Raw genomic sequence first — 12,390 nt, 5'->3', positions numbered from 1 at the left:
GAACTTCAGGCAAAACCCGTTTTTTTGGTTTATTAGGAGACAAAGAAAACTCACTAAGTCACTAGAAGCGCTGGTTACTCACAAAAAATAATTGATTAAAATTTAATTATGCGTTTGAGATATATCGTATTAAGCACTTTCGTATTAGCCTCTTTATTTGCTTTTAAAGGTACGCAGCCTGAAATTCTTATTATTGGTGATTCTATTTCTATTGGTTATACACCATTTGTGAAAAGTACATTAGAAAATAAGGCACAGGTTTTCCATTGTAAAGGAAATGCACAATATAGTTCCTACGGATTAAGCAAATTAAACGATTGGCTTGGAAATGAACATTGGGATATTATTCAATTTAATTGGGGACTTTGGGATATTTGTTACAGAGATCCTAATAAGCCTATTGATTACACAAACAGGGATAAAATCAATGGCAAAATCAACACTACTAAAGAGGACTACAAAGCAAATTTAGAAACAATTATAAATCGCTTAAAACAAACTAAAGCAAAACTGATTTTTGTAACGACTACCTGCGTTCCAGATAATGAACCCGGACGATACGATAATGATGTTCAGGACTACAATATAATTGCCATACAGGTAATGAAAGAAAATAACATTCCTGTAAATGATTTATATTCTATCTCTAAACAAATACACAAAGAAGATGGCTTAGGTGACAATAACGTTCACTATAAAGCAGAAGGTTATCAGAAACTTGCAATTAAGGTTTGCGAGGGATTGAATAAATTAATTAATGACTGATAAAGATGAAAAGTCTGATCTACCTGGCAATATCTTTTCTAACACTTCTGGAATATAGCTTTGCTGCGCCTAATAATTCTATGACGATTCAAACGTCAGATACTTTATGTAAAACCTATTTTGTTCACCCGCAAATAGGAGATGATCACAACCCAGGCACATCAAAAGAACGTCCCTTTAGAACGCTACAGCAAATTGAAAAGATACATCTAGGCCCCGGGGATAAAATAATGCTGGCAGACGGACAGGTTTATCAGGGTAATTTAAACCTGGTTAACCAGGAAGGGAATAAGGAACATTATATCGAAGTTAAATCAACAAGCTGGGATGGAGTTGAAGATGCTCCTGCCGTTATAGATTTTAAAAACCTGCAAAACGGGATTTTATTAAAAGACTGCAGTTTTATCAAAGTCAGCAATATTCATCTAACGGGAGAAGGTTATACAAATGGTCAACAGGATTTTGATCAAAGATGTGCAGTCCTAATTCTTTCAGATAAGAAAAAAAGAATGCAGTCTTTACTACTGGAGCATTTAACTATTAATGATGTTTACTTCGAAAACAAGGGATTTAAAAGGGGCAGGGAGGAGGTGAAAAGTGCCAATGGAACACAAAAATATGGATGGGGAATAAAACTCTTCAACAACAATCCTGAAAACTTAATGGAGAACATTACGATTCAGAATTGCAGCATAACAGATGTAAGTCATACTGGTATTAAACTTATAGGTAGCGGTAGAAATATCAAACGGGTGAACATACTGAATAATAAAGTATTAAAAACCGGGGGGCCTGGAATACAAATGTCGGGAGTACAATTTGTTTATGTTGCGAACAACGATGTTCAATATTCCGGCAGTAATGATGATAGCAGGAAATGGGGAAGAGGAAGCGGCTTATGGACCTGGGGTTCTTCTGATGTATTAATAGAAAAAAACAAATTTTTACATGCCAACGGTCCTGGGGATTCTGATGGAGCTCATATCGATTTTAACTGCGATAACATTGTCATTCAATATAATTTGAGCGGTTATAATGCCGGCGGATTTTGTGAAATATTAGGTAACAATTACAACTGCACCTACAGGTATAATATCAGTATAAATGATGGGTCTCGGGAAAAGGGAGTTAATGGAGCTTTTCAGGATGGTAAAACACTTTGGTTAAGCGGTTTCCAGGGAAGTAAAAATGAGAGGAAAGGCCCGATAGATACTTATATATACAATAACACTATTTATGCTGACGAATCCATACACCCGAAAATGGCTTTTGATAACACCAGCAACGGAGTTCTGATTGCTAATAATATCTTTTACCTGGCTAATCCGTCTCAATTGGTTTTAGGAGATCAATATAAACCGGATACAAAATCAAATAAAGAAATGGAGAATGTTTTATTTGAGAATAATTTGTTTCTAAAAGCAGCTTCCTGGCCCCTGGAAATGAAAATAAGAGATAGCAGACCAATTTATGGAGATGTGAATTTTAAAAATCCCAGAGGGTTAAATGTTGTTGATTACACGCCTCTAAAAACAGATTTAATTAAAAATAAAGGCATACAAATTCCTTACATAAAGGGAGATTATTTTGGTTTATTGCACCAGCTAAAAATGGAAAAAGATATTTTGGGTAATCCTGTTCCATCTCGACCAAGCCTGGGAGCGATTGAGCCTTTGCCTAACAATTAATATTTAAATATGAATCGATCACTTCTTTTAGCTTTTTCAATAGCTTTTTTTATTATTTCCTGTACCCAAAATCAGGGGAAATCAATGGTTACAAAAAAGCCAAACATTTTAATCATTTATGTAGATGATTTAGGCTACGCAGATGTCAGTTGCTATGGTGCGACCGCTGTGCAAACTCCTAATGTGGATGCCTTAGCGAAAGCCGGTTTGAAGTTTACAGATGCCCACTGTTCAGCCTCTACCTGCACGCCTTCAAGATATGCGCTCCTCACGGGAAGTTACGCTTTCAGAAATAATGCAGCTATTCTCCCGGGAGATGCACCACTTATTATCGATCCAAACAAAGGAACTATAGCTTCCATGCTAAAAAAAGCAGGTTATGCCACCGGGGTGATTGGGAAGTGGCATTTAGGCTTGGGAGATGGAAAACCGAATTGGAATGCAGATATAAAGCCCGGCCCACTCGAAATAGGCTTTGATTATAGTTTTTTAATTCCGGCTACACCAGACAGGGTGCCTACTGTTTATGTAGAAGATCATAAAGTGGTTAACCTGGATAAAGACGATCCTATTACCATAAATTATAATCAAAGAGTGGGAAATGACCCTATTGGCCTGGAACACCCGGAAATGCTGAAAATGCAGGCAGACAGTCAGCATAGCGGGACCATTATAAATGGAATCAGCCGCATAGGATTTATGAAAGGAGGACATAAGGCGTATTGGAAAGATGAAGACTTTGCATCTGTATTAAATGACAAAGTCACTGAATTTATTACTCAGCATAAGGATAGACCTTTTTTTCTTTACTACAGCTTGCCGAGTATACATGTGCCACGGGCACCAAATGCAAAATTTGTTGGTGCTACCAAAATGGGTCCCAGGGGAGATGATATTGTTCAAATGGACTGGATGACCGGAGAGGTGATGAAGACCCTGAAGAAATTAGGTTTAGAGGATAACACATTAGTGATTTTCAGTAGTGATAATGGCCCGGTATTAAACGATGGCTATGCTGATAAAGCGGTGCAGCTTTTGGGCAATCATCATCCGGCAGGAATTTATAAAGGAGGTAAATACAGTGCCTACGAAGGCGGGACAAGAGTGCCAACTATTACTTACTGGCCAAATGAAATTCATCCTGGAGAGAGCGATGCCTTAATCAGCCAGGTAGATATTTACGCTTCCCTGGCGCAATTGGTAGGAGAACAGGTGGATCATCATAAAGCTGCTCCGGATAGCAAGGACTTCTTGCCGGTTTTATTAGGAAAATCAAAAGAAGGCAGAAAGCAAATGATAGAAGAAGCGTTTACGTTGTCATTAAGATCAGGAGAATGGAAATATATTGATCCTGTAAAAGCCAAAACGCCCGACTGGTTAAAGAATAAAGATGTCCCAACAGGCTTACAATCTACACCGCAGTTATACAATCTGGAAAAAGATCCCGGAGAGAATTATAATCTGGCAGATCAATATCCTCGCGAGGTAAAAGAATTATCAGAAAAATTAAATGAATTGATGCAAAAATAATTTTGGCAAGCGACCTCATCAATAACTTATTTCTGCTATAACCGAACTTTAATTTCTTAGAATACAACGTATTAATCAGGTTGAAAAACTATGGTAAGAATGAAGGAAAAGATAGCCCAAAAGTTTTCAGAATTATTCGAAGGTAATCCAATGATCGTGCGTTCACCAGGTCGCATAAATATCATTGGGGAGCATACCGATTATAATGATGGTTTTGTACTTCCTGCAGCTATTGATAAAGCTGCTTACATAGCCATCTCATTGCGGAATGATGACGAGATACATTTAGCGGCAGCGGATCTTAATGAAACATTTTCCATTTCTTTAAATGATCTGAAGCCAGTCGGGGATGTCAGTTGGCCCAATTTTATGTTAGGTGCGGCTGCGCAGTTCCCAAAAAGAAGCATACCATTAAAAGGATTTAATGCGGTGCTGATGAGTGATGTGCCGATTGGAGCGGGATTATCTTCATCAGCTGCAATAGAATGTGCCACCACTTTTGCCTTAAATGAATTACTTCAAACTGATTTAGACAGGATAACGATGGTAAAAATGGCGCAGAAAGCCGAGCATGAATATGCAGGAGTAATGTGTGGAATCATGGATCAGTTCGCTTCGATGATGGGAAAGAAAGACCATGTAATAAAACTGGACTGCCGCAACCTTGAATATGAGTATGTTCCCTTTAAACTTAAAGGACTAAAAATATTGTTACTGAACACCAATGTGAAACATTCACTGGCTTCGTCTGAATATAATACAAGGCGTAAAGAATGTGAGCAGGCAGTAGCCTGGGTAAAGGAACAGGAGCCGCAGGTTAATTCATTGAGGGATGTAACTGAAGAAATGTTAGATAAATATGTTCTATCTAAGGATACTTTAGTTGATAGACGCAGCCGTTTTGTAGTACAGGAAAATAATCGGTTGCTCAGCGGTTGCGAAGATTTGCGAAGAGGCGATTTACAAGCCTTAGGAAAAAAGATGTTCGCTACGCATGAAGGATTGAGTAAAATGTACCAGGTAAGTTGTAAGGAATTGGATTACCTGGTTGATTTTGTAAAAAATAGTGATGCAGTAATCGGTGCAAGAATGATGGGGGGAGGTTTCGGCGGTTGTACCATTAATATAATAAGAGAGGAAGCAATTGAAACCTTAATTGCATCTATAAAGCCTGCATACGAGACCTCGATGAACCTGCCTCTATCGTATTACATAACCTCAATTGAAAACGGAACAGAAATTATTTGAAAATTATGTTTGATTTAAAAGAACATTCCCATACAAGATTAAATATTTTAACCGGCGACTGGATATTAGTATCGCCGCACCGCATGAAGCGCCCGTGGCAAGGCCAGGTAGAAGACTTGTCAAAAGATAACAGGCCCATTTATGACTCCAAATGTTATCTGTGTCCTGGTAATAAAAGATCGGACGGTAGTGTGAATCCAGAGTATAATGATTCGTATGTTTTTACCAATGATTTTTCTGCTTTATTGATAGATACTCCAAAGGGAGGAGTTGATGAAGAGAGATTATTAGTTGCATCAAGTGAAAGCGGTATTTGTAAAGTGATTTGCTTCTCACCCTGCCACGACCTAACGTTACCTCAAATGGGCATAGACGCAATTGAAAAAGTAATAAAAGTATGGCAAACCGAATTTACAGAAATATCACTTAATTCCTCCATTAAATACATCCAGATTTTTGAGAACAAAGGAGAAATTATGGGCTGCAGCAACCCGCATCCTCATGGACAAATATGGTCATCTTCGTCTGTTCCATTGGAGGTTTCAAAAGAAACTTTTCAACAAAAAAAATATTTTGAAAAGTATGGAAAAAGTTTGCTGTTATCCTATATAGAACTTGAAATAAAGAAGCAGGAAAGAATCGTTTTAGAGAATGAACATTTTGTTGCGTTGGTTCCCTTTTGGGCAGTGTGGCCCTATGAAACGATGATTGTAAGTAAAAGACATGTACCGGATATAACACAATTTACGCCTGGTGAAAGAAAATCATTTGCCATAATTCTTAAGCAACTCACTTCGAAATATGATAACCTGTTTGAAATGTCATTTCCTTATTCAGCAGGGATGCATCAGCGTCCCGTAAATGATGGTGAGCATCCTGAATGGCATTGGCACATGCATTTTTATCCGCCGCTGTTAAGGTCTGCAACAGTAAAGAAATTTATGGTAGGTTATGAAATGCTGGCCAATCCTCAACGCGATATTACTGCCGAAAATGCTGCAGAGAAATTAAAATCGTTAAGTGATGTTCATTATTCAGAACAAAAAATATAAATGAATAAAAAGAAGATTTTAGTTACGGGTGGCCTTGGCTTTATAGGTTCGCATACTACAGTGGAACTGTTTAAGGCAGGGTACGAAGTAGTGATTATTGATGATCTCAGCAATTCGCAAGTATTTATTTTAGATAACATTGAAAAAATATCTGGCAGTAAACCATCCTTTTATCAGCTTAATATGACCGATAAAAAAAAGCTGGCAGAATTTTTCACAAAAGAAAAAAGTATTGATTCCGTAATTCATTTTGCTGCGTATAAAGCGGTGGGAGAATCCATGCAAAAACCTTTAAAGTATTTCATGAACAATTTGTATTCACTTATTAATCTTTTGGAAAGGATGGAAGTGAATGATATAAAAAATATTGTGTTTTCATCTTCGGCTACGGTATACGGAGAGCCTGATCAATTGCCGGTTACCGAAAATACTCCATTCAAACCGGCGCTTTCTGCCTATGGAAGTACCAAACAAATGGGGGAAGATATTTTACAAAAAGTTGCAGCAACAAAGGTTATCGATTGTATTTCGCTTCGTTATTTCAATCCTGTGGGCGCCGATAGTTCCGCATTGCTTGGAGAATTACCCATTGGCCCTCCTAATAATCTTATGCCTTTTGTAACCCAGGCTGCAGCAGGTATCAGGGAGCAATTAGTTGTTTTTGGAAATGATTATAAAACGCCTGATGGCACTTGTATCCGTGATTATATTCACGTTACAGATCTTGCAAAGGCCCATGTGAAAAGTTGCGATCGCTTATTAAATAATGAGGTACAAAATAATTACGAGGTGTTTAATATCGGCACAGGAAATGGCATTTCTGTATTGCAAATAATTGAAGCGTTTGAGAAATATAATAATATAAAACTGAATTATACCATTGGTAAACGAAGGCCTGGCGATGCTCCGGAAATATATGCGGATGTATCGCGGGCGAATAAGGTTTTAAGGTGGCAAACAGAGCTTGGATTAAAAGAAATGGTAACAAGTGCCTGGGAATGGCAGAAAAAAAATAACTTATAATTTCTTAAATAGTTAATATGAAACTTGAACTCATTGACTACCTGGTAATCGCGGTTTATTTCCTTTTTGTAGTAACAATAGGTTACGTATTAAAAAAGAAAATAAAAACGGGAAATGATTTTTTAATGAGCAACCGAAGCATTCCCTTATGGATTACTTCGTTGGCATTTATATCAGCTAATCTTGGAGCCCAGGAAGTATTGGGTATGGCCGCCAACGGCGCTAAGTATGGTTTATATTCGGTGCATTTCTATTGGATGGGTGCTGCGGTTGCCATGATATTCCTCGGTGTATTTATGATGCCATTTTATTATGGCAGTAAAGCAAGGTCAGTTCCGGAGTATCTTGCGATGCGTTATGATGAAAAGACAAGAGGGTTTAACGCTATCACATTTGCAGTAATGACGGTTTTTTCATCCGGTATCTCTTTATACGCACTGGCTATGCTGCTGAATATTATTTTGGGTTGGGACTTCAATGTTTCAGTATTTTTAGCCGCTGGTATTGTCTTAATCTATACATTCTTAGGGGGCCTCACCAGTGCCGTGTATAATGAAGTATTGCAGTTCTTTCTGATCGTTTTAGGTATTGCGCCGCTAGTGTATATTGGCATGCATAAAGCAGGAGGCTGGCACGGCATCATGCAAAATGTAGATGATGCAAAGCTGCATATATGGAAAGGGATGGCGCATGCGTCAACTAACCCTATGGGCGTAGACGCTTTTAGTTTGGTCTTTGGTTTGGGATTTGTACTTGCTTTCGGATATTGGTGCACCGATTTCCTGGTAGTTCAAAGAGCTATGATTTCCAAAAATCTTAATTCTGCACAGCGTACGCCCGTCATCGCAAGTGTTCCTAAAATACTGATGCCTATAATTGTAATTCTTCCCGGTATCATATTGCTCGCGTTACAAAAGCAGTTTACCGGGTTTGAATTACCATTAAACGCTGATGGGCAAACGGATTATAACATGACAATGCCTTTGCTTTTGGCCAAATTATATCCCAATGGTATTTTGGGTGTTGGTATTACGGCTTTGATCGCTTCCTTCATGTCGGGTATGGCAGGGAATGTAACTGCTTTCAATACAGTTTTTACTTTTGATATTTATCAATCTTACATTAAAAAAAATGCCTCCGAAAAACATTATTTATATGTGGGAAAAGGAACAACAATTATCGGAATTCTTATCTCCATCGCTACAGCCTACGTAGCCAGAAGCTTCAACAGTATTATGGATCTGCTTCAGTTGGTTTTTAGTTTTGTAAATGCTCCATTGTTCGCAACATTTTTCCTGGGCATGTTCTGGAAAAGAACGACTGCAAATGGGGCATTCTATGGTTTATTAAGCGGAACCGTGGCGGCCGCAATTACACATGGATTAACAACTGCTGAGGGTAAGGGCGGATGGATAGCCAACATTCATACTTTTTACTCGGGTACCAGCCAGGCATTTAATATTGCGGGAATCGCTTTTATAGTTTGCTTCATTGTAACTTTCCTGGTAAGCCTTTTTACAGAACCAAAACCCGAAAATACATTGGTTGGATTGGTGTATAGTCTGACGCCGAGACAAAAAGACAAAACAAGGATTTGGTATAAAAACCCGCTGGTGTTAGGTGTTATCGTTTTGCTGATTACATTTATCTTAAATATTATTTTTTATTAATCGTGTTAATACATTAACAATGAAAAAATTATTGGACCTGCGTTTTGTGATTGGAATTTTTTTTGCTGTGGTAGGAGCTTTGCTCCTAATATATGATCTGACGACGGGTCAAAATAAAATGATGGATACTTCGGTGAATATATGGAGCGCAGTTCTGTTCCTGGTATTTGGAGCAGGAATGATTGTATTATCCTATACCAATAAAATAAATGAATAAAGGAGTTAAAGCATGCAATAAATTTAGATAAAATGAGTGCATATCCAAATCAAAAATGTCATTCAGTTATGAAAACAACGATGACAAGACCCCCCGGCCTTTACTTTGATTGCTTACCAGTTGTCTCACCAAATATTATCCATTTTATGCAGAATCCTTACAAGCCCATTTTATTTTACCCAACTGAACATTGAAAACATAAAATGAAATTGAAATAAAATTTGCTTCATCCATTTTATTGGTAGATATTTCGGAATAATTTTTTAATTACCAAAATGAAAAAGATAAAGCTATTACTGCTGCTAACAGTTCTATTTTCTATAAAATTAACTGCCCAAACCTACCGCATTGATTCTACTAATATTAGTTTCGAAAACAAGTTGCGGCCATGTTTTGAGGTAAACTACGATGCCGATCCTAAAACAGTTAAAAAAGCGTGGAGCAAGTTTCTTGATAAAAAGTATAAGATAAAAACAAAGGGTATCGGGCTATTAACTGACAAGGATCTTATTAGTGCCAGGGACGTTACTATTGGCAGTATCTCCGATAAGCGTATGGATATGTACGCCATTATCACCGATATTTCCGGCGGATCCAATATGAAATATTTCATGTCTTTCGGGTATGATTTCTTTATAGGCCCTGATAATTATTCCAAAGAATTTGAAGGAATGAAAACATTGTTAAATGATTTTAGCGTTGAGTTCTTAAATAAATATTACGGTGATGAGACATCCAGGATTTTAAAACAGATTAAACATTACGAAAGAGATATTAAAAAAGATAATAAATCAATTAAGAAAAATGTGAGAAAATCACGCAAGGCCTCTTCTGCAGAGGCAACCGGATTAGAAGCAAGGAATAATACTCATAACGGCGATATCAGCAACACGCAGGAGAAAATAAATGCCTTGCAACATAAACTTGAAGATATTAAAGTGAAACAAGGAGGCATTACGCGTAATTAGGCAAGACTTAACAGAAACAAATTTTTTATTTTTATTTATCACCTTTTCATTCATTACAATTCGAATAAATTACAAGGCCAGTTATTTTAAATAAGCTTATTGTTTAACCTTTCTTTAACCATGTAACAAATACATTTGCCACTTAACCAGAATTTATGATGAAAATTGTTTTTGTAGTATTTAGTTGTTTCTTTTTTTCTTACACTTTTGCCCAGGATTCAACCAATACATCTCATGCAAATACAAAGAAATTTACAATAACGAACAGGCCTAATGACCATTTGATGATACAACTTTCTTCCGATCATTGGAGTGGTATGCCTGACAGTATTAAAAGCCATCAGCAGGGATTTTCAAGAGGATTTAATGCATATTTTATGTTTGATAAACCTTTCAGATCTTCACCTAAGTACAGCATTGGGTTTGGTCTTGGAATAAGTACGAGCAATATTGTTTTTAAAAGAGAAAATATAGATCTCAAATCCAATTCAGTCCTTTTGCCTTTTACGCCCGTTGATTCTACAAATCATTTTAAAAAGTATAAGCTTGCCACAGGCTATCTTGAAGTGCCGCTCGAATTCCGGTATTCATCAAAACCATTGGAGCCCAATAAAAGTTTTAAACTTGCTTTGGGAGGGCGAATAGGAACTTTGGTAAACGCACACACTAAAGGGAAAACGCTCCAGGATAAAAATAATAGTACCATTAATAACTATTTGCAGAAAGAAAATAGCAAGCGTTTTATTAATGGAACAAGATTTATAGCAACGGCAAGAGTAGGTTATGGCATTTTATCTCTTTTTGGAGCGTATCAACTTGGGAATATTTTAAAAACCGGAGCCGGTCCGGCATTGCATCTCTATCAGGTTGGGCTTACCATCAGTGGGCTATAACCAGTTGTTATAATTCACTGTCACTTCAATTTTATTAAAACCTGCTAAGCAAATCGTTTGTTATTTTTGCTTATAAATATTTCATTTGATAGAAAAGAAAATAAAAAACGATTCAGCAATTGATGCAGTGCTCGTAGGTGTTATTCAGCAAAACCAGACAGAAGAACTTGAAGTTGAATACCTGGAAGAGCTGAAATTTTTAGCTGAAACCGCAGGAGCCAACACCCTTAAAATCTTTACACAAAAACTTGCCCACCCTGACAGTCGCACATTTGTAGGAAAAGGAAAGCTGGAAGAGATTAAAAAATACGTATCACATAGAAATGTGGGACTTGTCATATTTGATGATGAACTTACCGGCTCTCAAATTACCAATATCGAAAAGGAATTGCAGGTAACAACAATTGACCGAAGCGATCTGATCCTTGACATATTTGCCTCCAGGGCAAAAACTGCGCAGGCGAAAGTGCAGGTGGAATTGGCACAATATCAATATATTTTACCAAGACTAAAAGGTATGTGGAAACACCTTGAAAGGCAAGGTGGCGGAATTGGAAGCCGCGGCCCCGGGGAAACAGAAATTGAAACGGACAGGCGTATCGTAAAAGAAAAAATAAGCCTCTTACGTAGACGGTTAAACGAAATAGACAAACAGGCATTTACGCAGCGTAAAGACCGGGGTGAATTTATAAGAGTGGCACTTGTTGGTTATACGAATGTTGGTAAATCAACAATTATGAACCTGCTAAGTAAGAGTGATGTTTTTGCCGAAAACAAATTGTTCGCAACTCTTGATACTACAACAAGAAAAGTAGTTCTTGGCCACACTCCGTTTCTATTAAGCGACACAGTAGGATTTATAAGAAAACTGCCGCATCATCTTATTGAAAGTTTTAAAAGCACTTTGGATGAAGTGAGAGAAGCGGATATTTTATTACATGTTGTTGATATTTCTCACCCTCAATTTGAAGAACAGCTTGCAGTAGTGAATAAAACTTTGCATGAATTAAAAAGTGACGAAAAGCCTGTAATTATTGTGTTTAATAAAATGGATGAATACGAAAAACGAACATTCGATGAATGGTTGGAGCCTGAGGTGAAACAGGATTTGCTGCGTGAATTAAAAGATAAATGGCAGTCGCAAACAGAAGGGAATTGTGTTTTTATTTCAGCTACCGAAAAAATAAATATCGATGAATTAAGACAAACTGTTTTAAACAACGTCAGAAAAATGTATCAGGTAAGATATCCGTATAAGGCTGAATTTTTTTATTAATCAGCATTCTAAAATATTAGGTTAATTAACCCTTTTAATACCATAAAAGAAGAAATGTTT

11 protein-coding genes are annotated in these 12,390 nt (G+C 37.2%); all 11 read left to right on the top strand.

What is annotated here, in order from left to right; genetic code table 11:
• The first annotated feature begins 108 nt into the window (after positions 1-108).
• The 11 genes from FW778_RS07790 (at position 109) to hflX (ending at position 12,330) form a co-directional block, all read left to right on the top strand.
• Positions 109-765: an SGNH/GDSL hydrolase family protein gene (locus tag FW778_RS07790; protein ID WP_150414035.1), complete on the top strand. Its 657-nt coding sequence runs from the start codon at positions 109-111 to the stop codon at positions 763-765.
• Between the two features lie 5 nt (positions 766-770).
• Positions 771-2,453 (top strand): right-handed parallel beta-helix repeat-containing protein, encoded by a 1,683-nt coding sequence (locus tag FW778_RS07785; RefSeq protein ID WP_150414034.1) that lies wholly within the window; start codon positions 771-773, stop codon positions 2,451-2,453.
• A gap of 9 nt (positions 2,454-2,462) precedes the next feature.
• Positions 2,463-3,983, top strand: a complete 1,521-nt coding sequence (locus tag FW778_RS07780) for a sulfatase-like hydrolase/transferase (protein WP_150414033.1) — start codon at positions 2,463-2,465, stop codon at positions 3,981-3,983.
• Positions 3,984-4,082: 99 nt separating this feature from the next.
• Positions 4,083-5,231: a galactokinase gene (galK, locus tag FW778_RS07775; protein ID WP_150414032.1), complete on the top strand. Its 1,149-nt coding sequence runs from the start codon at positions 4,083-4,085 to the stop codon at positions 5,229-5,231.
• 5 nt (positions 5,232-5,236) lie between these two features.
• Positions 5,237-6,283 carry a UDP-glucose--hexose-1-phosphate uridylyltransferase gene (locus FW778_RS07770; RefSeq protein ID WP_150414031.1) on the top strand — a complete coding sequence of 349 codons (1,047 nt, stop codon included), beginning with the start codon at positions 5,237-5,239 and terminating at the stop codon, positions 6,281-6,283.
• A complete protein-coding gene (gene galE, locus FW778_RS07765) occupies positions 6,284-7,306 on the top strand; it encodes a UDP-glucose 4-epimerase GalE (protein WP_150414030.1) in 1,023 nt (340 codons plus the stop codon).
• 17 nt (positions 7,307-7,323) lie between these two features.
• Positions 7,324-8,976 (top strand): sodium:solute symporter family protein, encoded by a 1,653-nt coding sequence (locus FW778_RS07760; RefSeq protein ID WP_150414029.1) that lies wholly within the window; start codon positions 7,324-7,326, stop codon positions 8,974-8,976.
• A 19-nt stretch (positions 8,977-8,995) separates the two neighbouring features.
• The gene (locus tag FW778_RS07755; protein ID WP_150414028.1) at positions 8,996-9,193 is read left to right on the top strand and encodes a hypothetical protein; all 198 of its coding nucleotides are present in this window, start codon (positions 8,996-8,998) and stop codon (positions 9,191-9,193) included.
• 275 nt (positions 9,194-9,468) lie between these two features.
• Complete coding sequence (locus FW778_RS07750; RefSeq protein WP_150414027.1) at positions 9,469-10,161, top strand: hypothetical protein; 693 nt, start codon at positions 9,469-9,471, stop codon at positions 10,159-10,161.
• A gap of 155 nt (positions 10,162-10,316) precedes the next feature.
• Positions 10,317-11,054, top strand: a complete 738-nt coding sequence (locus tag FW778_RS07745; RefSeq protein WP_150414026.1) for an outer membrane beta-barrel protein — start codon at positions 10,317-10,319, stop codon at positions 11,052-11,054.
• Between the two features lie 85 nt (positions 11,055-11,139).
• Positions 11,140-12,330, top strand: coding sequence for a GTPase HflX (hflX, locus tag FW778_RS07740; protein ID WP_150414025.1), 1,191 nt, complete (start codon positions 11,140-11,142; stop codon positions 12,328-12,330).
• The last annotated feature ends 60 nt before the right edge of the window (positions 12,331-12,390 follow it).

Origin of the sequence: Ginsengibacter hankyongi (genome assembly GCF_008710285.1) — a bacterium.
GTDB lineage: Bacteria > Bacteroidota > Bacteroidia > Chitinophagales > Chitinophagaceae > Ginsengibacter > Ginsengibacter hankyongi.
The sequence above is the reverse complement of the archived record's forward strand: the minus strand, read 5'-3'. Positions and strand labels throughout refer to the sequence as shown.